The sequence below is a fragment of the Enterobacter sp. ENT02 genome, assembly GCF_019219165.1.
In the GTDB taxonomy this organism is placed as follows: Bacteria; Pseudomonadota; Gammaproteobacteria; order Enterobacterales; family Enterobacteriaceae; genus Enterobacter; species Enterobacter mori.
The window spans coordinates 1225103-1249336 of sequence record NZ_JAHUWD010000001.1 but is presented as its reverse complement, the minus strand read 5'-3'; the positions used below and the strand labels follow the sequence as shown (position 1 = coordinate 1249336).

The 24234-nt window shown below is 57.1% G+C and carries 16 protein-coding genes; 12 read left to right on the top strand and 4 right to left on the bottom strand.

Going from position 1 to position 24234, the window contains the following annotated elements; all coding sequences use genetic code 11:
* Positions 1-9: 9 nt before the first annotated feature.
* The 4 genes from KW829_RS05675 to KW829_RS05660 all read right to left on the bottom strand — a co-directional run bounded on the left by KW829_RS05675 (position 10) and on the right by KW829_RS05660 (position 4640).
* Positions 10-780 carry a MurR/RpiR family transcriptional regulator gene (locus KW829_RS05675; RefSeq protein WP_218307777.1) on the bottom strand — a complete coding sequence of 257 codons (771 nt, stop codon included), beginning with the start codon at positions 778-780 and terminating at the stop codon, positions 10-12.
* A complete protein-coding gene (gene sseA / locus KW829_RS05670) occupies positions 780-1625 on the bottom strand; it encodes a 3-mercaptopyruvate sulfurtransferase (protein WP_059312119.1) in 846 nt (281 codons plus the stop codon). The genes KW829_RS05675 and sseA overlap by 1 nt, the downstream gene beginning before the upstream one ends.
* Positions 1626-1715: 90 nt before the next feature.
* On the bottom strand, positions 1716-3083 hold the full coding sequence (locus tag KW829_RS05665; RefSeq protein ID WP_218307776.1) for a 6-phospho-alpha-glucosidase: 1368 nt from the start codon (positions 3081-3083) through the stop codon (positions 1716-1718).
* 12 nt (positions 3084-3095) lie between these two features.
* Positions 3096-4640 (bottom strand): PTS transporter subunit EIIC, encoded by a 1545-nt coding sequence (locus tag KW829_RS05660; protein ID WP_218307775.1) that lies wholly within the window; start codon positions 4638-4640, stop codon positions 3096-3098.
* 286 nt (positions 4641-4926) lie between these two features.
* Between KW829_RS05660 and KW829_RS05655 the strand changes: the two genes are divergently transcribed.
* The 12 genes from KW829_RS05655 (at position 4927) to KW829_RS05600 (ending at position 24234) form a co-directional block, all read left to right on the top strand.
* Positions 4927-9879, top strand: a complete 4953-nt coding sequence (locus tag KW829_RS05655) for an alpha-2-macroglobulin (protein ID WP_218307774.1) — start codon at positions 4927-4929, stop codon at positions 9877-9879.
* A 1-nt stretch (position 9880) separates the two neighbouring features.
* The gene (gene pbpC / locus KW829_RS05650) at positions 9881-12205 is read left to right on the top strand and encodes a peptidoglycan glycosyltransferase PbpC (RefSeq protein WP_218307773.1); all 2325 of its coding nucleotides are present in this window, start codon (positions 9881-9883) and stop codon (positions 12203-12205) included.
* A 156-nt stretch (positions 12206-12361) separates the two neighbouring features.
* Positions 12362-12793, top strand: coding sequence for a nucleoside-diphosphate kinase (gene ndk / locus KW829_RS05645; protein ID WP_010433958.1), 432 nt, complete (start codon positions 12362-12364; stop codon positions 12791-12793).
* A gap of 147 nt (positions 12794-12940) precedes the next feature.
* Positions 12941-14107, top strand: a complete 1167-nt coding sequence (locus tag KW829_RS05640; RefSeq protein WP_089597809.1) for a bifunctional tRNA (adenosine(37)-C2)-methyltransferase TrmG/ribosomal RNA large subunit methyltransferase RlmN — start codon at positions 12941-12943, stop codon at positions 14105-14107.
* Between the two features lie 293 nt (positions 14108-14400).
* On the top strand, positions 14401-15390 hold the full coding sequence (gene rodZ, locus KW829_RS05635) for a cytoskeleton protein RodZ (protein ID WP_218307772.1): 990 nt from the start codon (positions 14401-14403) through the stop codon (positions 15388-15390).
* 26 nt (positions 15391-15416) lie between these two features.
* A complete protein-coding gene (ispG, locus tag KW829_RS05630) occupies positions 15417-16535 on the top strand; it encodes a flavodoxin-dependent (E)-4-hydroxy-3-methylbut-2-enyl-diphosphate synthase (RefSeq protein WP_008502138.1) in 1119 nt (372 codons plus the stop codon).
* Between the two features lie 80 nt (positions 16536-16615).
* Positions 16616-17890, top strand: a complete 1275-nt coding sequence (hisS, locus tag KW829_RS05625; protein WP_089597811.1) for a histidine--tRNA ligase — start codon at positions 16616-16618, stop codon at positions 17888-17890.
* Positions 17891-17903: 13 nt separating this feature from the next.
* On the top strand, positions 17904-18524 hold the full coding sequence (locus tag KW829_RS05620) for a YfgM family protein (protein ID WP_042718337.1): 621 nt from the start codon (positions 17904-17906) through the stop codon (positions 18522-18524).
* A gap of 10 nt (positions 18525-18534) precedes the next feature.
* Complete coding sequence (gene bamB / locus KW829_RS05615; protein ID WP_010433943.1) at positions 18535-19713, top strand: outer membrane protein assembly factor BamB; 1179 nt, start codon at positions 18535-18537, stop codon at positions 19711-19713.
* Positions 19714-19825: 112 nt separating this feature from the next.
* Positions 19826-21298, top strand: a complete 1473-nt coding sequence (der, locus tag KW829_RS05610; RefSeq protein ID WP_108416722.1) for a ribosome biogenesis GTPase Der — start codon at positions 19826-19828, stop codon at positions 21296-21298.
* A gap of 298 nt (positions 21299-21596) precedes the next feature.
* Complete coding sequence (locus KW829_RS05605) at positions 21597-23141, top strand: peptide MFS transporter (protein ID WP_089597813.1); 1545 nt, start codon at positions 21597-21599, stop codon at positions 23139-23141.
* Between the two features lie 58 nt (positions 23142-23199).
* Complete coding sequence (locus KW829_RS05600) at positions 23200-24234, top strand: oxidoreductase (protein ID WP_218307771.1); 1035 nt, start codon at positions 23200-23202, stop codon at positions 24232-24234.

Below are 24234 nucleotides of genomic sequence, written 5' to 3'. Positions count from 1 at the left end.
GGGTGAATATCACCCCGTTGCTTCCAGCAGCAGTAAATCCATCAGCAGCACCAGATTTGACTCAAACGACGTCACCCCCGCGGCTTCGGCGGCGTAGTGTACCGCTTCGTCATACAGGGCAAAGTGCACGTCCGCCATCCCCGCCAGCGTATTGGCCGAGGCGCGGGTAAAGGCAACGATTGTCATGCCGACGTTTTTGGCAATCCGCGCTTTATCCAGCACCTGCTCCGTTTCGCCGCTGCGCGAGACGGCAATAAAAACCTGATAGCGTGCGGCATTGCTGAGAAAAATATTTCGGCTGTCTCCCGGCCCGGAGATAAACGCCGTTTTGCCCAGCACCTGCAGCTTCTTGGTCAGGTACTCCGCAAACAGATAAGAAAAACCGGCGCCGTAGAGAAAGAAGCTCTCTTTCTGGCGCAGCAGGTCGGCAAACTGCTGGCGCTTCTCCTGCGTGACCCACCGGAAGGTGTGCTGATAGTTGGCGATAAACTGATTAAACAGCGCCGGGAGTTCTGGAAGGGAGGGCGCCTGAGCGGCAATATGCGGCGTGTCGGAAAGCAACTGCTTGCAGTGCCAGATAAACTCGCTAAAGCCGCTGAACCCCAGCTTTTGGCTCAGCCGCATGATGGTGGCGGTCGAAACAAACGTCGCCTGCGCCAGCTCGCGCACCGTGATGTTGCCCACCAGCAGCGGATGCTCCGTGAGGTGGGCGAGGACGCGATACTCCGCCCGGGTCAGCGATGCCCCGCGCGTTAACAGCGTGGCCAGGCGGTTATCCATTATTTCGCGGGTTCGACAGGCAGATCGTCTCGCGCACCCCATTCGCTCCAGGCACCGTCGTAAAGCGTGACGTCGTTCGCGCCGAGCGTGGCGAGTGCCAGGATCACTACGCAGGCCGTTACGCCGGAGCCACAGCTGGCAATAATCGGACGATGTAAATCCACGCCTGCACGGTCAAAAATGGCGCGCAGCTCGTCGGTGGTTTTCAGCTCGCCCTCAAATACCAGATCGCCCCACGGCACGTTCAGCGCGCCCGGAATATGGCCGCGCTTCAGCCCCGGACGCGGTTCATCCGCTTCGGCATTAAAGCGTGGAGCAGGACGGGCATCGACGATTTGCGCCGTTTTTTCATGGCTCACGACCAGCACGTCGGTCAGGCGTTTCACCACGTGCGCGTCGAACGTGGCATCGAATTCGCCTTCCGGCAGCGTCACGTCGCCCTGCTGAAGCGGCAGCTCGTCGCGCTTCCAGCCCGCAAGCCCGCCCGCCAGAATCGACACTTTTTCCACGCCGAAGTTTTTCAGCATCCACCACGCCCGAGGGGCGGAGAAGAGGTTACCCTCATCGTAAACAACGAGGTGTTTGTCTTTGCTGACGCCCAGCTCGCGCATCGCCACGGAAAATGCTTCCGGGCGCGGCAGCATGTGCGGCAGGGGAGAGGTGTGGTCGGAGAGGGCTTCGATATCAAAAAATACCGCGCCAGGCAGATGTCCGGCACGGTATTCACCGGGCACGTCGCGATGCTCTTGCCCTGGCGGAGCCATACGCGCGTCAATAATTTGAACTTCCGGATCGTCGCCGTGCTCAATCAGCCAGTCGGCGGCGACGAAATATGAGGTGGACATGAGTTGCCTCCATTCTTTTCCGTAAAAAAGGATTGTCGGTGTTTTTTCTGACACCGACAAGCAAACCACGTTCAACTCGCGAGCAAGCCCCTATTTTTTCACCTTTTCGCCGTCCTGCCAGGCTTTTTGCAGTGCAGGCCAGTAGTCGCGGTTGGCTTCAATCATCTCATCCAGAATCGCTTTCGCGTGCTCCATGGTCGGCACGGTGCGGTTGAGGGTGAACGCCTGCAGCGCTTTCTCATAGCTGCCCTCGATGGTCGCCTCCACCAGCAGCTGTTCCGAGGCGAGCTGCTGTTGCAAAAGGGTCTGATGGAACAGCGGCACCTGACCGACGCGAATCGGTTCCGGGCCTTCGGAGGTGATATAAGCGGGCACTTCCACCACGGCATCGTAAGGCAGGTTGGTAATCGCACCGCGGTTTTCCACCATCACCAGATGGCGGCTCCGCAGGTTAAAGGCCAGCGAGCAGGCGACATCGACGATAAACTCGCCGTGGACGCCCACGTGGAAGGCATCCGGCAGGATCCCGGTGCGCTTATACTCTTCGGCTGCGGCGAACAGTTTTTTCTCGCGCCCGTCCATCACTTCATTGGCGCGGGTATAGTCCGGGTTCTGATGCTCTACAATCTGGTTCGGCATCAGGTAGTACTGCAGATACGGGTTCGGCAGATACTCCGGGAAGTTGTCCATGATCGGCTTAATGTTGCGCCAGGTTTTTACCCACGAAGGATCCGAATGCTGCGGGTCGGTTTTGGCCGCATCTTCCGTCAGCAGGCCAAACTTCGCGATATGTTTGCGCAGCTCCGGCAGCATGTCCTCGCCGTCCACCAGCACGCGGGTAAACCAGCCGAAGTGGTTCAGACCGAAGTAGTCGACTTCGAGCTTGCGGCGATCGACGCCCAGAATCGCCCCCATATTACGCATGGCAGCCACCGGCATATCGCAGATGTTCAGCACCCGCGCATTTGGCCGCAGGCGACGCACGCCCTCCGCGACGATCGCCGCCGGGTTGGAGTAGTTCACGATCCAGGCTTTCTCGTGCGCGTAGCGATCGACCAGATCGATAAGCTCGACCATCGGCAGGATCGTGCGCAGCCCGTACGCCAGCCCGCCGGGTCCGCAGGTCTCCTGCCCGACCACGCCGTGACGCAGCGGGATCTTTTCATCCTGCTCGCGCATCTTGTACTGGCCGACGCGCATCTGGGCGAAGACAAAATGTGCGCCGCTGAAGGCCACTTCCGGGTCACTTGTGACGGTAAATTTGATGCTCTGGCTGTGGTCGCGAATGACCTTCTCTACGACGGGCGCAATGGTGTTCTGACGCGCCTCGTCGATATCGTAAAGGCGAATTTCGGCCAGCGGGAAATCCTGCAGGCGCACCATCAGGCTTTTCACAATACCCGGCGTGTAGGTGCTACCGCCGCCGGCAATCGACAGGATAAATGGGGGTGTAAACATCTTTAGCTCCTTTCAGAGAAACGTCTCAACGGCTTCTCGCATTTTTTTGACGTGCAGCCCGTAGACCACCTGAACGTTGTTACCTTGTTTGATAATCCCTTTCGCGCCAGTCGCCTTCAGGCGCGGCTCGTCGACGATGGCGACATCCTTCACCGTGACCCGTAAGCGGGTGTAGCAGTTATCCACCACTTCAATGTTTTCCCGGCCGCCCAGCCCCACCACGATGGACTCGCCCAGCCCGTCGTTATTGCCTTTGGCCTGATACTCCTGCTTGCTGTACAGACGCGTCTCCTTATCGTCATCCTCACGGCCGGGCGTCTTCATGTTGAAGCGCAGGATCAGGAAGCGGAACACCACAAAGTAGAGGGCGAACATGATCAGCCCGACCAGGAGGTACATCGGCCAGTTGGACTTCTCGGTGCCGAGCGGCAGGTTGTAAAGGATGAAGTCGATAATCCCATTGGCGCCGATGGCGTGAACGCCCAGCAGCGAGAACAGCATCATGCCGATGCCGGTCAGCACCGCGTGCACCACGAAGAGCAGCGGGGCGACAAACAGGAAGGAGAATTCAATCGGCTCGGTCACGCCGACCAGCAGCGAAGTCAGCGCCGCCGGGATCAAAATGGCTTTCGCAATGGCTTTACGCTCCGGCTTCGCGGTCATGTACATCGCCAGCGCGGCGGCAGGCAGGCCGAACATTTTGCTGATGCCGCGCGCATCCCACACCACGGTGCTGCTGAGCTGTTTCACGTTCGGGCAGGCCATCTCGGCGAAGTAGATATTGCGCGCGCCCTGATAGGTTGCGCCGCATACCTCCTGCGTGCCGCCCAGCTCGGTATAGAGGAACGGCGTATAAACCAGATGATGCAGGCCGGTGGGGACCAGAATGCGTTCAAGGAAACCGTAGATTGCTACGCCAAACGGCCCGGAGCCTTTGATGGCCAGCGCCAGGGCGCTAATGCCGTGCTGGGCAAACGGCCACAATTCACTCATCACCACGCCGAGCAGCATGGAGACGGGGAGCATGACGATAGCGACAAAACAGTGGCCGGAGTAAATCGCCATCGCGCCGTTAAACTGCACGCCGGAGTATTTGTTGTAGAGATACCCGGAGAGCGCGCCGGTCAGGATCCCGGCGAACACGCCCATCTCCAGCACCTGCACGCCCAGCACCATGGTCTGTCCAGCCGCTTTCATCTGCGCGGCAGGCGCAAGCGCGCCCTGTAGTTGCAGCGTGACGTTCATGGCGTTGATGAATACCACAAAGGTCACCAGCCCAATCAGCGCGGCATAGCCTTTATCGCGCGTCGCCAGACCAATCGGGATACCGACGGCAAACACCAGCGCCAGGTTAACCAGTACCGATACGGCAGATTTCGCGATGAGCTGGCCGATATTCTGAATCAGAGGATGGCCAAGAAACGGCAGGTACTCGGCAAGATTGCCGTTACCCAGCACGTTACCAAAGGCGATAAAAAGACCGACAATCGGTAAGATAAGTACCGGTCCGTACAATGATTTTCCGAAATTTTGTAGGGCGTTCACGGCTCGTTTCATGGCTTTCTCTCTTATTGAACCGCGCACTCGGGGTGCGTCATGGTCATAAAACTAGCAGTCTTCAGGCACGCTTATCCAGCTATCTTCTTGTTTTAAAAACAAATGACGTGAAAGGTAACATGTGACGTTATGTGCTGTGATCGCGGTTCCATCACGGCGTAGCGGCGTGATGCCATTCTGCGAGGCGCTTTCAAGATCCTAAAATTGGACTTTTTGAATTAATGAAACTTGCGGATAATACTTATCCGGACGACGACCAACAGGCTCCATGGGCCAGGGACAAAGGATGAAACCGTTTCGCTTAGCCGCGCTCTCTCTTGCGCTGCTTACCACGTTTACGCTTGTCGGCTGTGATAACAGCGACGATAAATCTCAGGCTGCGGCTCCCGCGGCATCCACCGCCTCAACACCGAAAGCTGCGGAAAAGCCCAATGCTGAAACGCTGGCTAAACTCGCCGCCCAGAGTCAGGGAAAAGCGCTGACGTTGCTGGATACCTCTGAGGTTCAGCTCGACGGTGCCGCCACGCTGGTGCTGACCTTTTCTGTTCCGCTGAATCCCGATCAGGATTTTGCGAAAACAGTGCATGTCGTGGATAAGAAAAGCGGCAAGGTTGACGGGGCGTGGGAACTTGCGCCTAACCTGAAAGAGCTTCGACTGCGCCATCTGGAGCCTAACCGCAGCCTTGTCGTCACCGTTGAACGCGACCTGCAGGCGCTGAATAAAGCGACCTTTGGCATCGATTATGAAAAAGCCTTAACCACCCGGGATGTCGAACCCACGGTCGGTTTTGCCAGCCGCGGCTCACTGCTGCCGGGCAAGGTGGTGGAAGGCCTGCCGGTGATGGCGCTCAACGTTAACAACGTGGACGTGAATTTCTACCGCGTGAAGCCGGAGTCGTTAGCTTCCTTTGTCAGCCAGTGGGAATACCGCAATTCTCTAACCAACTGGGAATCCGATAACCTGCTGAAGATGGCGGAGCTGGTTTACACCGGTCGATTCGACCTTAATCCGGCGCGCAATACGCGCGAAAAATTGCTGTTGCCCCTGAAGGATATTAAACCACTCCAGCAGTCTGGCGTTTATATCGCGGTCATGAACCAGGCAGGGCACTACAACTACAGCAACGCCGCAACGCTCTTTACCCTGAGCGATATCGGCTTGTCCGCTCACCGCTATCACAACCGCCTGGACATCTTCACTCAGAGCCTGGAAAACGGTGCGGCGCAGGCCGGCGTGACCGTTACGCTGCTGAATGACAAAGGCCAGACGCTTGCCGAGGCGAACAGCGATGCCGACGGTCATGCGAAGCTTGAAACCGATAAAGAAGCCGCGCTGATCCTGGCCAGCAAAGACGGCCAGACCACGCTGCTTGACCTCAAGCTGCCTGCGCTCGACCTGGCGGAGTTCGACATCGCAGGGAGCCCTGGCTACAGCAAGCAATTCTTTATGTTTGGCCCACGCGATCTATATCGCCCGGGCGAAACGGTGATCCTTAACGGCCTGCTGCGCGACAGCGACGGAAAACCGCTTCCCGATCAGCCTGTGAAGCTTGACGTGCTGCGTCCGGATGGACAGGTCGCGCGTACGATTGTCGTCAAGCCAGAAAACGGACTCTATCGTTTTAACTATCCGCTGGACAGCGGGGCGCAGACCGGTATGTGGCATATTCGCGCTAATACCGGCGACAACCTGCAGCGGCTGTGGGACTTCAACGTTGAAGACTTCATGCCGGAGCGTATGGCGCTCAACCTGACCGGGCAAAAAGGCCCGGTATCACAGCAGGATAATGTCGACTTTAACGTGGTGGGGTACTACCTGTACGGCGCGCCAGCTAATGGCAATTCGCTGCAGGGCCAGCTGTACCTGCGTCCGCTGCGTGAGGCGGTGGCTGCGCTGCCGGGCTTCCAGTTTGGCGATATCGCCGAGGAAAACCTGAGCCGCAGCCTGGATGAAGTACAGCTTACGCTCGACGATCAGGGGCGTGGACAGGTCAGCACCGAAAGCCAGTGGAAAGAGGTACACTCTCCGCTGCAGCTGATCCTGCAGGCCAGCCTGCTGGAGTCCGGCGGCCGTCCGGTAACGCGTCGTGCTGAACAGGCTATCTGGCCTGCGGCTGAACTTCCGGGGATTCGTCCGCAGTTCGCCAGCAAGGCCGTTTACGACTACCGCACCGACACCACCGTCAACCAGCCGATTGTGGATGAAAACGGCAACGCCAGCTTCGACATCGTTTATGCCGACGCCAGCGGTACGAAAAAAGCGGTTTCCGGGTTACAGGTTCGCCTGATCCGCGAACGCCGGGACTATTACTGGAACTGGTCGGAGAGTGATGGCTGGCAATCCCAGTTTGATCAGAAAGACCTGGTCGAAGGTGAGCAGGAGCTGACGCTCAAGGCCGATGAGACGGGTAAAGTCACCTTCCCGGTGGAGTGGGGCTCATACCGTCTGGAAGTTAAAGCGCCTGATGAGATGGTCAGCAGCGTGCGTTTCTGGGCAGGGTATAGCTGGCAGGATAACAGCGACGGCACCGGTGCGGCACGCCCTGATCGCGTGACGCTAAAATTGGATAAGCCAGCCTACCAGCCAGGCGATACCATCAACCTGCACATTGCAGCACCGGCTGCGGGCAAAGGCTATGCGATGATCGAGTCCAGCGAAGGACCGCTGTGGTGGAAAGAGATCGACGTACCGGCAAACGGGCTGGATCTCTCCATTCCGGTAGATAAAGCCTGGAAACGTCACGATCTCTACCTCAGCACGCTGGTGGTTCGTCCTGGCGATAAATCCAAATCCGCCACGCCGAAACGCGCGGTTGGTCTGCTGCATCTGCCGATGGGTGACGAAAATCGCCGTCTGAATATTGCGCTGGATACTCCGCAGAAAATGCGTCCGAACCAGACGCTCTCTGTGAAAGTGAAAGCCAGCGTGAAAGAGGGGGGTGTGCCGCAGAAAGTGAACGTCCTGGTCTCGGCGGTGGATAGCGGCGTGTTGAACATCACCGATTACGTTACGCCCGATCCGTGGCAGGCTTTCTTCGGCCAGAAGCGCTACGGCGCGGATATCTACGATATCTACGGCCAGGTCATTGAAGGGCAGGGACGTATGGCCGCGCTGCGCTTCGGTGGCGATGGAGATGAACTCAAGCGCGGCGGCAAACCGCCGGTGAACCACGTCACCATTATTGCCCAGCAGGCACAGCCGGTCACGCTGGATGCCAACGGGGAAGGCACAGTTACGCTGCCGATTGGGGACTTCAACGGTGAGCTGCGCCTGATGGCGCAAGCCTGGACGGAAGACGATTTCGGCAGCAGTGAAAGTAAGGTGGTTGTCGCCGCGCCGGTGATTACCGAGCTGAACACGCCACGCTTCCTGGCAAGCGGTGATACCTCACGGCTGACGCTGGATCTGACTAACCTGACCGACCAACCGCAAACGCTGAACGTGGCCTTAACCACAACGGGTAAAGTGTCGCTGGAAGGCTCGCAGCCGCAGCCGGTTCAACTGCCTCCGGGGGCGCGCAGTACGATGTTTATTCCGGTGCGTGCGCTGGAGGGCTATGGTGACGGTGAAGTGACGGCTCAGGTGACCGGTCTGCAGCTTCCGGGAGAAACTTTCGCACCGCAGCAGAAGAGCTGGAAAATCGGCGTGCGTCCTGCATTCCCGGCGCAGACGGTAAACACTGGCGCGATGTTGAACCCAGATGAGTCCTGGATTGCACCGGCGCAACATAGCAACGGTTTCTCGCCTGCAACGCTGCAGGGGCAACTGCTGCTGAGCGGCAAACCGCCATTGAACCTGGCGCGCTACATTCGCGAACTTCAGGCCTACCCGTACGGATGCCTGGAACAGACCACCAGTGGCCTGTTCCCGTCGCTCTACACCAACGCGGCACAGCTGTCGGCGCTTGGCATTAAGGGTGATACGGACGATAAACGCCGTGCAGCGATCGATATTGGTATCTCCCGTCTGCTGCAAATGCAGCGTGACGACGGTGGTTTCGCCCTGTGGGATAAAAATGGTCCGGAAGAGTACTGGCTGACGGCCTACGTGACCGACTTCCTGGTGCGTGCGGGCGAGCAGGGTTACAGCGTATCTGCCGATGCAGTGAATAACGCCAATAGCCGCCTGCTGCGTTATCTGCAGGATCCGGGCATGATGTCCATTCGCTATAGCGACGATACTCAGGCCAGCAAGTTCGCCGTGCAGGCCTATGCTTCGCTGGTACTGGCGCGTCAGCAAAAAGCACCGCTCGGCGCGCTGCGCGAAATCTGGGATCGCCACGGTCAGGCGGCTTCCGGGCTGCCGTTGATGCAGCTGGGCATGGCGCTCAAACTGATGGGCGACGCCCCACGCAGCCAGCAAGCGCTGGGTCTGGCGCTCAAAACACCGCGCAACGACAGCAAAAACTGGATGGCCGATTACGGCAGCCAGCTGCGTGATAACGCGCTGATGCTCTCCCTGCTGGAAGAGTACAAATTGCTGCCGGAAGCACAAAACACTCTGCTCAATACCTTATCTGAAGAAGCGTTCAGCCAGCGCTGGCTGTCAACGCAGGAGAGCAATGCGCTGTTCCTGGCAGGACGTTCGCTGCAAACCTTGTCTGGTGCGTGGCAGGCAACGACCAGTCTTTCAGAACAAGCGCTGAGCGGCGATAAATCGCAGGTGCAAAACGTGAACGGCGACCAGCTTGGCGCGCTGCAGGTGACGAACACCGGTACAGAGCCGCTGTGGGTGCGCCTCGACAGCACCGGTTACCCGGAATATGCGCCCCAGCCAACGTCTAACGTGCTGCAGGTTGAACGCCATATCCTGGCAACCGACGGCAGCAGCAAGTCACTCTCTTCACTGAAGAGCGGTGAGCTGGTGCTGGTGTGGCTGGAAGTGAAGGCCAGCCAGAACGTGCCGGATGCGCTGGTGGTCGATCTGCTCCCGGCAGGTCTGGAGCTGGAAAACCAAAACCTGGCGAACAGCAGTGCCAGCCTGCAGGACAGCGGCAGTGAGGTCCAGAACCTGCTCAGCCAGATGCAGCAGGCGGATATTCAGCATATGGAATTCCGCGATGACCGCTTTGTGGCTGCCGTGCCGGTAAATGAAGGTCAGCCGGTCACGCTGGTCTATCTGGCGCGTGCCGTGACGCCGGGTACCTACCAGGTGCCGGTGCCGATGGTGGAGTCTATGTACGTTCCGCAGTGGCGGGCAACGGGTGCGGCCAGCGGCCCGCTGATTGTTGTTCCGTAATATGCAGATAGCTCGTCTGACACGCTCCCGCTGGCTTTGGCTGGCGGGAGCGCTTCTCGTTTTATGGGGGCTGATTATCGCCGCCGACCGCCTGTGGCCGTTGCCTCTGAAAGAGGTTAACCCCGCCCGGGTGGTGGTGGATGAGAAGGGCACGCCGCTGTGGCGCTTTGCGGACAGCGACGGGATCTGGCGCTACCCGGTTACGATTGAAGAGGTCTCTCCCCGTTATCTTGAGGCGCTGATCCAGTATGAAGATCGCTGGTTCTGGGATCACCCTGGCGTAAACCCGCTCTCTGTCCTGCGTGCCGCCTGGCAGGATCTCAGTTCTGGCAAAGTCGTCTCTGGCGGCAGTACGCTCACCATGCAGGTAGCACGCCTGCTGGATCCGCATCCGCGCACCTTTGGCGGTAAAATTCGTCAGCTCTGGCGGGCGATGCAGCTGGAGTGGCATCTTTCCAAGCGCGACATTCTCACGCTCTATCTCAACCGCGCCCCCTTTGGCGGTACGCTGCAGGGCGTAGGGGCTGCAAGCTGGACCTATCTGGGAAAACCACCATCGCAGCTCAGCTATTCCGAAGCAGCGCTGCTGGCGGTGCTGCCGCAGGCACCGAGTCGATTACGTCCGGACCGCTGGCCTGAACGGGCTGAAGCGGCGCGAAATAAAGTGCTCGACCGTATGGTCGCGCAGGGCGTCTGGTCTGCGAAGCAGGTCAAGGAATCGCGGGAAGAATCGGTATGGCTGGCACCCCGACAGATGCCGCAGCTGGCACCGCTCTTTGCACGCATGATGCTTGGCAAAAGCCGCGACACTAAAATTGTCACCACGATGGATGCCGGACTACAGCGGCAGCTGGAAGAGCTGGCGATGAACTGGAAGTCCCGACTTCCTGCGCGCAGTTCGCTGGCGATGATCGTCGTGGATCATACGGATATGAAGGTGCGGGGCTGGGTCGGATCGGTGGATATTAACGATGACAGTCGTTTCAGCCATGTGGATATGGTCAATGCGATCCGATCCCCGGGATCGGTGTTAAAGCCCTTTATCTACGGTATGGCGCTGGACGATGGCCTGATCCATCCCGCCTCTCTGCTCCAGGACGTTCCCAGAAAAACCGGTGATTATCGGCCAGGGAATTTTGACAGTGGGTTTCACGGACCGGTCAGCATGAGTGAAGCGCTGGTGCGCTCTCTCAACCTGCCCGCGGTACAGGTGCTGGAAGCCTACGGGCCAAAACGTTTTGCCGGGATGCTCAGTAACGCGGGGTTACCGCTGATCCTGCCCGCGGGAGCTCAGCCGAATCTCTCCCTGATCCTCGGCGGTGCAGGCGCGCGACTGGCCGATATCGCCGCAGCCTACAGCGCCTTTGCCCGACACGGTAAAGCGGGAAGGCTGCGGTTACAGCCGGGCGATCCGCTAACTGAACGTCCGCTGTTGTCACAAGGTTCGGCGTGGATCATTCGCCGTATTCTGGCGAACGAGGCGCAGCCGCTGCCGGATAATGCGTTACCGCAAATCGCGCCGCTGGCGTGGAAAACCGGCACCAGCTACGGCTACCGTGATGCCTGGGCTATCGGCCTGAATGCCCGTTACGTGATTGGCATCTGGACCGGACGGCCGGACGGTACGCCGGTGGCGGGGCAGTTTGGTTTTGCCAGCGCGGTTCCGCTATTAAACCAGGTGAATAACCTGCTTCAGTCACGCTCAACGGTAGACGAAGCCCGTCTGCCGCGTGACCCTCGCCCGGCAAGCGTGGGGCGCGGGGTGATCTGCTGGCCGGGCGGTCAGTCGCTGCCAGAAGGCAGTGAAAACTGCCGGCGTCGTCTTTCGACCTGGCTGCTGGAAGGGAGTGAACCGCCCACGCTGCTCCTGCCCGAACAGGAAGGCATACGCGGCATTCGCTTCCCGGTCTGGCTGGATAAAACGGGTAGACGTGTTGCAGCAGATTGCCCTGATGCAACTGAAAAAGTCTTGGATGTCTGGCCGCTGCCGCTGGAGCCGTGGCTGCCAGCAACCGAGCGTCGCGCGGTACGGGTCCCTCCGTCATCAACAACCTGTCCTCCGCTGTCGCAGGACGCACCAGCGCCACTCATCCTGACAGGCGTGCGCGAAGGGGCCGTCATTAAACGCCTGCCGGGCGAATCCCGCGTTTCACTGCCGCTTCAGGCGACCGGCAACAGTGGTGAGCGCTGGTGGTTTTTGAACGGTGAACCGCTGAGTGTGAAGGGAAGAGTTTACACATTACAGCTTGATAAATCGGGCGATTATCAGTTACTCGTTATGGATGAGAGCGGGCAGGTCGCGACGGTGAATTTTACGTTGCAGTGATCTGAAAACAGCTTTCAGATGTGAGCTGTTGCTAAAACTCGTCTTATTTTAAAAAAATGTTACCTGAATCCATAGGCAATGGCGCTATTGCTCATTATAATCCGCGCCACACCATACTCAGGTATGCAAAACAACAGAACATTGACAGAGGTTATCATGGCTATTGAACGTACTTTTTCCATCATCAAGCCAAACGCGGTGGCAAAAAACGTTATTGGCAGCATCTTCGCTCGCTTTGAATCAGCAGGGTTTAAGATCGTTGGCACCAAAATGCTGCACCTGACCGTTGAACAGGCTCGCGGTTTCTACGCTGAGCACGAAGGTCGCCCATTCTTTGACGGCCTGGTAGAGTTCATGACCTCCGGCCCAATCGTGGTATCCGTACTGGAAGGCGAAAACGCAGTTCAGCGTCACCGCGATCTGCTGGGTGCAACCAACCCGGACAACGCGCTGGCGGGTACGCTGCGCGCTGATTACGCAGACAGCTTCACCGAGAACGGCACCCACGGTTCAGATTCCGTTGAATCTGCCGCGCGTGAAATCGCATTCTTCTTCGCAGAAGGCGAAGTGTGCGCTCGCACTCGTTAATATTTTCGTAAATGCCGCGTGCAAACGTGGCATCCCTGCGTCAGACTTTGTACAATGCAACGCCCCGGACGAGCAGACTGCTTTCCGGGGCGTTTCTTTTCAACCCTCCATGGGCCATAACGTGTAACAACGAGGCCGGATAAAATTATGTCTGAATTAGTGAATACCTCCGAAGTCGCCATTCCTGCGGTTCCAAATAAAAATGGAAAAATCAACCTGCTGGATCTGAACCGTCAGCAGATGCGCGAGTTCTTCAAAGATATGGGTGAGAAACCGTTTCGTGCCGACCAGGTGATGAAATGGATGTACCACTATTGCAGCGACAACTTTGATGACATGACAGACATCAACAAGGTCCTGCGCAACAAGCTCAAAGAAGTGGCTGAAATCCGCGCACCGGAAGTAGTGGAAGAGCAGCGCTCGTCTGATGGCACCATCAAATGGGCGATTGCCGTCGGCGATCAGCGCGTTGAGACTGTCTATATTCCGGAAGATGACCGCGCCACGCTGTGCGTCTCTTCTCAGGTAGGATGCGCGCTGGAGTGCAAATTCTGCTCTACCGCGCAGCAAGGCTTTAACCGTAACCTGCGCGTGTCTGAAATTATCGGCCAGGTGTGGCGTGCGGCAAAAATCGTGGGTGCAGCGAAAGTGACCGGTACCCGCCCAATCACCAACGTGGTGATGATGGGGATGGGAGAGCCGCTGCTGAACCTGACCAACGTGGTTCCGGCGATGGAAATCATGCTCGACGACTTCGGTTTTGGTCTGTCTAAACGCCGCGTCACGCTGTCTACTTCAGGCGTTGTACCTGCGCTGGACAAGCTGGGCGACATGATTGACGTTGCGCTGGCGATCTCCCTGCACGCGCCAAACGATGCGATCCGTGACGAAATTGTGCCGATCAACAAAAAGTACAATATCGAAACCTTCCTGGCTGGCGTGCGCCGCTACCTGGAGAAATCCAATGCCAACCAGGGCCGTGTCACCATCGAGTACGTGATGCTTGATCACGTCAACGACGGTACCGAGCATGCGCATGAGTTGGCAGAATTGCTGAAAGATACGCCGTGCAAGATTAACCTGATCCCATGGAACCCGTTCCCGGGCGCGCCTTATGGCCGTAGCTCGAACAGCCGTATCGATCGTTTCTCGAAAGTGCTGATGGAGTATGGATTCACCACTATCGTGCGTAAAACGCGTGGTGATGATATCGATGCCGCGTGCGGACAGCTGGCGGGTGATGTGATTGACCGTACCAAACGTACGCTGCGTAAACGCATGCAGGGTGAGACAATCGCGGTCAAAGCTGTTTGATTATTATGCAGCCACGGCGCATGATCTGCGCCGTGAAGCATAATCTTACTGAATAATCAGTCAGATTCGTGATGTTTGATTAATAATTACGGTGCGTTTCATATGACTTTCGGGCAGTATGTAACGACGTAACAACAGTTTAGCCAGGCGGGCAGAGCTGCACTGTCATCTACCGGCTGACAGTCTTATACTGTCTGTTCAAGGTTAACTGACCAGAAGTTTCGCGGTGCGGGTGGCATTGTGACTCACCGGCACCTGAACCCTTTTTTTTCACGTACCAGTAGTTGTAGCGAATGAATACTGAAGCCACTCACGACCAAAATGAAGCACTCTCCACTGGCGTTCGTCTTCGCAACGCCCGTGAACAACTCGGACTCAGCCAGCAAGCCGTTGCAGAACGCTTGTGCCTGAAGGTTTCCACGGTTCGCGATATTGAAGAAGATAAGGCGCCTGCCGATCTGGCTTCAACATTTTTGCGCGGCTATATCCGCTCTTACGCAAAACTGGTGCATATCCCCGAAGAAGAATTACTGCCAATGATGGAGAAGCAGGCACCGGTCCGTGCAGCAAAAGTTGCGCCGATGCAGACCTTCTCCCTGGGGAAACGCCGTAAAAAACGTGACGGCTGGCTGATGAGCTTTACCTGGCTGGTGCTGTTTGTGGTGATTGGCCTGACGGGTGCTTGGTGGTGGCAAAACCACAAGGCGCAGCAGGAAGAGATCACTACGATGGCCGATCAGTCTTCTGCCGAGCTTAATCAATCCGGTAATGACAACGCACAGAGCGTGCCGTTGAACACGGACAGCGCGGCACCGTCCAGCGAGCCGCAAACAGCTGCGACCGATGCCGCTCAGGCTCCGGCCACCACGCCTGACGCTGCACCAGCAACGCAGGCGCAGGATCAGAACGCGGTTGTTTCGGCCAATGTGGATACTGCCCCTGCGGCGACGGCGCCAGCGGATAATGCTGCTGCGGCACCACTGCCTACCGACCCGGCAGCCACGGCGACACCAGCAGTTGATCCTAACGCGCTGGTGATGAACTTCACCGCGGATTGCTGGCTGGAAGTGACTGACGCAACAGGCAAAAAGCTGTTCAGCGGCCTGCAGCGTAAAGATGGCACGTTAAACCTAACGGGTCAGGCACCTTACAAACTTAAAATCGGCGCTCCGGCAGCGGTACAGATCCAGTATCAAGGAAAACCTGTCGACCTGAGCCGCTTTATCAGAACTAACCAGGTTGCGCGTCTTACCGTTAATGCCGAACAATCAGCAGCACAGTAACAGACGGGCAACGCGGGAGATTTTTCATGCATAACCAGGCTCCGATTCAACGTAGAAAATCGAAACGGATTTACGTTGGGAATGTGCCAATCGGGGACGGGGCACCCATCGCCGTCCAGTCGATGACCAATACGCGCACCACGGATGTGGAAGCAACGGTCAATCAGATCAAAGCATTAGAACGCGTAGGCGCGGACATTGTTCGCGTCTCCGTCCCGACGATGGATGCCGCCGAAGCGTTCAAACTCATCAAGCAGCAGGTCAGCGTTCCGCTGGTGGCTGATATTCACTTCGACTACCGCATTGCACTGAAAGTCGCTGAATATGGCGTCGACTGCCTGCGTATTAACCCAGGTAACATCGGTAACGAAGAGCGCATCCGCATGGTAGTGGACTGCGCCCGCGATAAAAATATTCCTATCCGTATCGGTGTGAATGCCGGTTCTCTGGAAAAAGACCTGCAGGAAAAATACGGTGAGCCAACGCCGCAGGCGCTGCTCGAATCCGCTATGCGTCACGTCGATCATCTGGATCGTCTCAACTTCGATCAGTTCAAAGTTAGCGTGAAAGCGTCCGACGTGTTCCTTGCTGTAGAGTCTTATCGCCTGCTGGCAAAGCAGATTGACCAGCCTCTGCACCTCGGGATCACCGAAGCGGGCGGCCTGCGTAGCGGTTCTGTGAAGTCTGCGATCGGTCTGGGCCTGCTGCTTTCTGAAGGGATCGGCGATACGCTGCGCGTCTCGCTGGCGGCCGATCCGGTGGAAGAGATCAAAGTCGGTTTCGATATCCTGAAGTCACTGCGCATCCGCGCCCGTGGGATCAACTTCATTGCCTGCCCAACCTGCTCACGTCAGGAGTTCGACGTGATTGGTACGGTGAATGCGCTGGAGCAGCGCCTGGAAGACATCATTACCCCGATGGACGTCTCCATCATCGGCTGCGTGGTGAACGGTCCGGGTGAAGCGCTGGTGTCAACACTGGGCGTGACCGGCGGTAACAAGAAAAGTGGTCTCTATGAAGATGGCGTTCGTAAAGATCGTCTGGATAATAGTGACATGATCGACCAGCTCGAAGCACGCATTCGTGCCAAAGCCGCAATGATGGACGAGACGCAGCGCATCAACGTTCAGCAGGTTGAAAAATAACGTGATGGGAAGCGTGCCGCTTCCCATGTATGATTGAACCCATTCTTTGGGTTTTTTTTGTATATAGAAAGAGAATAAACGTGGCAAAAAACATTCAAGCCATCCGCGGCATGAACGATTATCTGCCTGGCGAAACCGCCATCTGGCAGCGCATTGAAGGCACACTGAAACAGGTGCTCGGCAGCTACGGTTACAGCGAAATCCGTTTGCCGATTGTAGAGCAGACCCCGTTATTCAAACGCGCGATCGGCGAAGTCACCGACGTGGTTGAAAAAGAGATGTATACCTTTGAGGACCGCAACGGCGACAGTCTGACCCTGCGTCCGGAAGGTACGGCGGGCTGCGTACGCGCCGGCATCGAACATGGTCTTCTGTACAATCAGGAGCAGCGCCTGTGGTATATCGGCCCGATGTTCCGCCACGAACGTCCGCAGAAAGGTCGTTATCGCCAGTTTAATCAGCTGGGTGTGGAAGTCTTTGGTCTGCAGGGCCCGGATATTGACGCCGAACTGATTATGCTGACCGCCCGCTGGTGGCGCGCCCTCGGTATCGCCGATCACGTTTCCCTTGAGCTGAACTCTATCGGTTCCCTGGAAGCTCGTGCTAACTACCGCGATGCGCTGGTGGCGTTCCTGGAACAGCATAAAGAAAAGCTGGACGAAGACTGCAAACGTCGCATGTACAGCAACCCGCTGCGCGTTCTGGATTCCAAAAACGCAGACGTTCAGGCACTGCTGAACGATGCGCCTGCGCTGGGTGACTACCTGGATGAAGAATCTCGCGAACACTTCGCGGGCCTGTGCAAGCTGCTTGAAGCGGCAGGCATTGCCTATACCGTGAACCAGCGCCTGGTGCGCGGTCTGGACTACTATAACCGCACCGTGTTTGAGTGGGTAACGACCAGCCTTGGTTCGCAGGGCACCGTATGTGCGGGCGGCCGTTATGATGGCCTGGTTGAGCAACTGGGTGGCCGTGCGGCGCCTGCTGTTGGCTTCGCAATGGGTCTTGAGCGACTTGTTTTGCTGGTTCAGGCAGTTAATCCGGAATTTAAAGCAGATTCCGTTGTCGATATATACCTGGTGGCCTCAGGTGCGGATACGCAGTCTGCGGCGATGCAGCTTGCCGAACGCGTGCGCGATGCGCTGCCGGGCGTTAAGCTGATGACCAACCATGGCGGCGGCAACTTCAAAAAACAGTTTGCTCGTGCCGATAAGTGGGGCGCAAGTATTGCACTGGTGCTGGGCGAGTCCGAAGTGGCTAACGGCGAAGTGGTAGTGAAAGACCTGCGCTCTGGTGAGCAAACAACGGTAACGCAGGACGGCGTTGCGGCGCACTTGCGCACTCTATTGGGCTAAGGAGAAAGACTGCGTGGAAATGTACGAGAACGAACACGACCAGGTCGACGCGATTAAACGCTTCTTTGCTGAAAACGGCAAAGCATTGGTTGTTGGGGTTATTTTGGGTGTAGGTGCGCTGGTAGGCTGGCGCTACTGGAACAACCATCAGGCTGATGCCGCTCGCGGTTCGTCTTTGAGCTACGAAAACACCGTTAGCGCCATTCGTGCCGACCAGCCGCAAACGCTGACGGCAGCGGAGAAATTTGCGGCTGACAACAAAAACACCTACGGCGCGCTGGCCGCGCTGGAAGTGGCTCAGCAGTACGTTGATAAAAACGAACTGGATAAAGCCGCTGCACAACTGTCACAGGGTCTTGCTGCTGCAAGCGATGAAAACCTGAAAGCAGTGATCAACCTGCGTCTGGCACGTATCCAGGTTCAGCAGAAAAAAGTCGATGACGCGCTGAAAACGCTCGATACCATCAAAGGCGACGGTTTTGCTGCCATCGTTGCTGATTTGCGCGGTGAAGCACTGCTGAGCAAAGGTGACAAAGCGGGCGCGCGTAAAGCGTGGCAAGCTGGCGTAGATAGCAAAGCTTCACCTGCGCTGAGCGAAATGATGCAGATGAAAATAAATAATTTGTCCGTCTGAGAGGGACCCGATGCAATTGCGTAAATTACTTCTGCCAGGACTGCTTTCTGTTACGTTATTGAGTGGTTGTTCACTGTTCAGTGGCGAAGAAGATGTTGTAAAAATGTCCCCGCTGCCAACGGTTGAAAACCAGTTTACCCCTTCCACCGCGTGGGATGTCTCCGTGGGCAGTGGGATTGGCGATTTCTACTCCAACCTGCATCCTGCGTATGCGGACAGCGTTGTCTATGCTGCTGACCGCAAAGGTACCGTGAAAGCGGTGAACGCCGATGACGGGAAAGAAGTATGGTCCGTTAACCTGGCGGAAAAAGACGGTTGGTTCTCCCGTAAACCTGCGCTGCTTTCCGGCGGCCTGACCGTCGCAGGCGGTCACGTTTACGTGGGAAGCGAAAAAGCGCAGGTTTATGCGCTGAACACCAGTGACGGTTCTGTTGCATGGCAAACGACCGTTGCCGGTGAGTCTCTGTCTCGTCCTGTGGTGAGTGATGGTCTGGTGCTGATCCATACCAGTAACGGCCAACTGCAGGCGCTGAACGAAGCGGACGGCCTGGTGAAATGGACCGTTAACCTGGATATGCCAGCGCTGTCTCTGCGTGGCGAATCCGCCCCGGCAACGGCTTTCGGTGCTGCGATTGTTGGCGGTGATAACGGTCGTGTGAGCGCGGTGCTGATGCAGCAGGGCCAGATGATTTGGCAGCAGCGTATCTCCCAGGCGACCGGTTCAACGGAAATCGACCGTCTGAGCGACGTGGACACCACCCCGGTCATTGTTGACGGTGTTGTTTATACGCTGGCGTATAATGGCAACCTGACCGCGCTGGATCTGCGCAGCGGCCAGATCATGTGGAAACGTGAACTGGGCTCCGTGAATGACTTCATCGTTGACGGTAACCGCATCTATATGGTTGACCAGAACGATCGCCTGCTGGCGCTGAGCACTGAAGGCGGCGTAACGCTGTGGACGCAGAGCGATCTGCTGCACCGCCTGCTGACCGCGCCAGCCCTGTACAACGGCAGCCTGGTGGTCGGTGACAGCGAAGGGTATATGCACTGGATCGATCCAGAAAACGGTCGCTTTGTTGCACAGCAAAAAGTTGACGGTTCTGGTTTCCTGACCGATCCGGTAGTCGCTGACGGTAAACTGCTGATTCAGGCAAAAGACGGCACGCTGTACGCGATCACGCGTTAATTACCCGGCGGTTGTAGTATACTAAACGGCTCCTGTTCACTCAGGAGCCGTTTTGACATTTTTAAAAACGCCGCAAAAGCGACGTTTATTTGAATTTTATGAGGCTTCAAACATGGTACCTGTGGTCGCGCTTGTCGGGCGCCCTAACGTTGGAAAATCCACTCTTTTTAACCGTTTAACACGCACCCGTGATGCGCTGGTTGCGGATTTCCCGGGGCTGACGCGTGACCGTAAGTACGGTCGTGCAGAGGTGGAAGGACGCGAGTTCATCTGTATCGATACCGGCGGTATCGACGGCACAGAAGACGGCGTTGAAACCCGCATGGCGGAACAGTCTCTGCTGGCGATTGAAGAAGCAGACGTGGTGCTGTTTATGGTGGATGCGCGCGCTGGCCTGATGCCCGCAGACTCCGCTATTGCCAAACACCTGCGTTCACGCGAAAAGCCGACTTTCCTGGTGGCGAACAAAACTGACGGTATCGATGCCGATCAGGCCGTCGCGGATTTCTGGTCTCTGGGCCTGGGTGAAATCTACCCGATTGCGGCATCGCATGGCCGTGGCGTCACCAGCCTGCTGGAAACCGTGCTGCTGCCGTGGGTTGACGAAGTGAACCCGCCGGAAGAAGTGGACGAAGACGCTGAGTATTGGGCGCAGTTCGAAGAGAGTGAAGAGGGCGAAGAAGAGCCTGAAGACACCTTCAACCCGCAGGACCTGCCGATCAAGCTGGCCATCGTCGGTCGTCCAAACGTAGGTAAGTCTACGCTCACTAACCGTATTCTGGGTGAAGAGCGCGTCGTCGTTTACGACATGCCGGGCACCACACGTGACAGTATCTACATCCCGATGCAGCGCGATGAACGTGAGTTTGTCCTCATCGATACCGCGGGCGTGCGTAAGCGTGGGAAAATCACCGATGTGGTGGAAAAATTCTCCGTTATCAAAACGCTGCAGGCGATTGAAGACGCCAACGTGGTGCTGCTGGTCATCGACGCGCGTGAAGGTATCTCCGATCAGGATCTCTCTCTGCTCGGCTTTATCCTCAATAGTGGGCGCTCACTGGTGATCGTGGTCAACAAGTGGGATGGCCTGAGCAACGAAGTGCGCGAGCAGGTGAAAGAGACCCTCGACTTCCGTTTGGGCTTTATCGACTTTGCGCGCGTGCACTTTATTTCTGCGCTGCACGGCAGCGGCGTGGGTAACCTGTTCGAATCCGTGCGTGAAGCCTACGACAGCTCCACCCGTCGTCAGAGCACCGCGATGCTGACGCGCATCATGAATATGGCTGCGGAAGACCATCAGCCGCCGCTGGTGCGCGGTCGTCGCGTTAAGCTGAAATATGCTCACGCCGGTGGTTATAACCCGCCAATCGTGGTGATCCACGGCAACCAGGTGAAAGACCTGCCGGATTCCTACAAACGCTATCTGATGAACTACTTCCGCAAATCGCTGGACGTGATGGGTACGCCTATCCGTATCCAGTTCAAGGAAGGGGAAAACCCGTTCGCCAACAAGCGTAATACCCTGACGCCAAACCAGATGCGTAAGCGTAAGCGTTTGATTAAGCACATTAAGAAAAGCAAATAATCTTTGCCGTTCTCCTGAAAACCCGCGTATATCGCGGGTTTTTTTTGCCCAATCATACCGCCGGTTTTCTCTGTGTGAAGTCAATCACTATTCATTCCCAACCATCTTTAAATCCAGAAAAGTAGACAATCATCGAATTTTCGTCTTAAAGTCCTGGGTCCGGTACTAGACAAAACTAGCGACTGGTTATCAAATGGTTAACTAACTTTTCGCCGCATGTAAAAAATCGGTCAGATACGTAACTGGCCGGCGTACTTGCTGGTGTTTACAAGCACGACACATACCTTTCGGGAGAATTATGCAATCCTCTGTTAATCCAAAAGAGAGCCGAACGTTCTTCGGCCATCCGTATCCACTCGGTTCACTGTTCTTCACCGAGATGTGGGAACGTTTCTCGTTTTACGGCATTCGCCCGCTACTGATCCTGTTTATGGCTGCGACCGTTTATGACGGCGGCATGGGGCTGGCGCGTGAAAACGCCTCGGCGATTGTCGGTATCTTTGCCGGTACCATGTACCTGGCCGCGCTGCCGGGCGGTTGGCTGGCCGATAACTGGCTCGGTCAGCAGAGAGCCGTCTGGTACGGTTCGATCCTGATTGCGCTCGGTCACCTGTCGATTGCGCTCTCTGCAATCATGGGCGACAACCTGTTCTTTATCGGCCTGATGTTCATTGTGCTCGGTTCTGGCCTGTTCAAGACCTGTATTTCGGTGATGGTCGGCACCCTGTATAAAAAAGGCGATGCGCGTCGTGACGGCGGTTTCTCGCTGTTTTATATGGGCATCAACATGGGCTCGTTTATCGCACCGCTAATTTCCGGCTGGCTGATTAAAACTCACGGCTGGCACTGGGGCTTTGGTATCGGCGGTATCGGGATGCTGGTGGCGCTGATTATCTTCCGCGTGTTTGCCGTTCCGGCAATGAAACGCTATGACAGCGAAGTCGGTCTCGACTCCACCTGGAACAGCCCGGTGGTGAAGCGTAACGGCGTGGGCGCATGGCTGCTGGCGCTGGCCGTCGGCGTGGCAGTTATCGTGACGCTGATTGCTCAGGGCGTGATTGTGATTAACCCGGTGGCTGTTGCCAGCGTGCTGGTCTACGTGATTGCAGCGTCCGTTGCGCTGTACTTTATCTACCTGTTCCTTTTCGCGGGTCTGAATCGCAAAGAGCGCGCCAGGCTGCTGGTCTGCTTTATCCTGCTGGTCTCCGCCGCGTTCTTCTGGTCTGCGTTTGAGCAAAAGCCAACGTCGTTCAACCTGTTTGCCAACGACTACACTAACCGCATGATCGGTGATTTTGAAATTCCGGCGGTGTGGTTCCAGTCGATCAACGCCCTGTTTATTATCCTACTGGCCCCGGTGTTCAGCTGGGCATGGCCGAAGCTCGCGAGCATGAACATTCGCCCGAGCAGCATCACCAAGTTTGTTATTGGTATTCTGTGCGCGGCGGCAGGCTTTGGCCTGATGATGCTGGCGGCACAGAACGTGCTGAGCAACGGTGGGGCGGGCGTGTCGCCGTTCTGGCTGGTGGGCAGCATTCTGATGCTCACCCTTGGCGAGCTGTGCCTGAGCCCGATTGGTCTGGCGACCATGACGCTGCTTGCGCCGGAAAGAATGCGCGGCCAGATGATGGGGTTGTGGTTCTGCGCCAGTGCGCTGGGTAACCTGGCTGCAGGCCTGATTGGCGGCCACGTGAAGGCCGACCAGTTGGATATGCTGCCGGATCTCTTTGCGCGCTGCTCCGTCGCGCTGCTGATTTGTGCCGCGGTACTGATCGTCCTCATTGTTCCGGTGCGCCGCATGCTGGAAAATGCGCAGACTAAACCGGCAGCTAACGCCTCTTAAACCTCGATCTTGCCGGGGCGGCGTTATGCCCCGGCAATTCACTCAACGAGGTAAGAGCATGCTGTTAGGGTTTGTTGGACTTGGCGCAGTCGTTGAAACAGCTTACCTGCCCGCGATACGAAAACTTTTTGATACTCCCCCTCACTGTTTAGGCTTTGATATCCAGCCCGTAAAACAGCCGGAGGGTGTAACGCGCTGCTTCGCGCTGTCTGAACTTCTCTCCCAGCCGCTTGATACCCTGTTTATTACCACGTCGTCGCTGCACCATCTTGAGGTGCTTGAACACGCTCTCGCCTCATCGGTTTCTCGCATCGTGGTTGAAAAACCGATTGTCGCCACGCTTCCCCAAACAGAAAAACTCAACGCGCTGCTGGCGAGCCCCGACGCCGCCTCCCGCGTGCTGGCGCTCGATCACTGGATGGCGCGCATCGAAACGGTGAAGCGGTCGCTGGTTGGCAATGTCTCTGACATCATCAAAATCGACGGTTTTTTGCAGGAGCCGAGCGGATATAACGCCGCAGGGGAGCCCATCGCGCTTAACTTTGCCACTGGCGAGCCGGATACCCGAACGCTTCGCCACCCTGATGGCGTGATTCTGGATATCGGTACGCACGTGCTGGCGATGCTGCGCGAAACGGTGCGCTATCTGGGCGGGAATGATGAGATGACGTTGCAGGTGGTCACGGCTAAAGACCGCCTGGGGCGCGATATCGCGAAAGGCGACCTGACCACGGCGGAAGGCGAAGCGCATCTTCAGGGGAAAATCAGCGGCGTGCCGGTGGATATCTGGCTTAACAAATATGCGGGACCCGCGGGCGGGCAAAAAGGCTTACGGCTCTGGTTGCGCGACGGGCGGAGCATCAGTTACGACCGGCATGGCGCTGAAGATGTGCTGGAGCTGCTAAATAGCGACACGCGTCAACGCTGGAACATTCCCGGCACGATCTACGAGCACTGTCTTGCAGAGCATATTCTGGGCGCCAACAGCCTGTTTGAACGGGATCCGCATGAGGTGAGCCGCACGACGCGCCGCAGGATCGAGGAAGTGACGCTGCTGCTGACGTTACAGCAGCAACTGCGTGGCCCGCACTGA

Coding starts and splice junctions, on each gene's coding strand:
- KW829_RS05675 (WP_218307777.1), bottom strand. CDS start 780: ATGGATAACCGCCTGGCCACGCTGTTAACGCGCGGGGCATCGCTGACC.
- sseA (WP_059312119.1), bottom strand. CDS start 1,625: ATGTCCACCTCATATTTCGTCGCCGCCGACTGGCTGATTGAGCACGGC.
- KW829_RS05665 (WP_218307776.1), bottom strand. CDS start 3,083: ATGTTTACACCCCCATTTATCCTGTCGATTGCCGGCGGCGGTAGCACC.
- KW829_RS05660 (WP_218307775.1), bottom strand. CDS start 4,640: ATGAAACGAGCCGTGAACGCCCTACAAAATTTCGGAAAATCATTGTAC.
- KW829_RS05655 (WP_218307774.1), top strand. CDS start 4,927: ATGAAACCGTTTCGCTTAGCCGCGCTCTCTCTTGCGCTGCTTACCACG.
- pbpC (WP_218307773.1), top strand. CDS start 9,881: ATGCAGATAGCTCGTCTGACACGCTCCCGCTGGCTTTGGCTGGCGGGA.
- ndk (WP_010433958.1), top strand. CDS start 12,362: ATGGCTATTGAACGTACTTTTTCCATCATCAAGCCAAACGCGGTGGCA.
- KW829_RS05640 (WP_089597809.1), top strand. CDS start 12,941: ATGTCTGAATTAGTGAATACCTCCGAAGTCGCCATTCCTGCGGTTCCA.
- rodZ (WP_218307772.1), top strand. CDS start 14,401: ATGAATACTGAAGCCACTCACGACCAAAATGAAGCACTCTCCACTGGC.
- ispG (WP_008502138.1), top strand. CDS start 15,417: ATGCATAACCAGGCTCCGATTCAACGTAGAAAATCGAAACGGATTTAC.
- bamB (WP_010433943.1), top strand. CDS start 18,535: ATGCAATTGCGTAAATTACTTCTGCCAGGACTGCTTTCTGTTACGTTA.
- der (WP_108416722.1), top strand. CDS start 19,826: ATGGTACCTGTGGTCGCGCTTGTCGGGCGCCCTAACGTTGGAAAATCC.
- KW829_RS05605 (WP_089597813.1), top strand. CDS start 21,597: ATGCAATCCTCTGTTAATCCAAAAGAGAGCCGAACGTTCTTCGGCCAT.
- KW829_RS05600 (WP_218307771.1), top strand. CDS start 23,200: ATGCTGTTAGGGTTTGTTGGACTTGGCGCAGTCGTTGAAACAGCTTAC.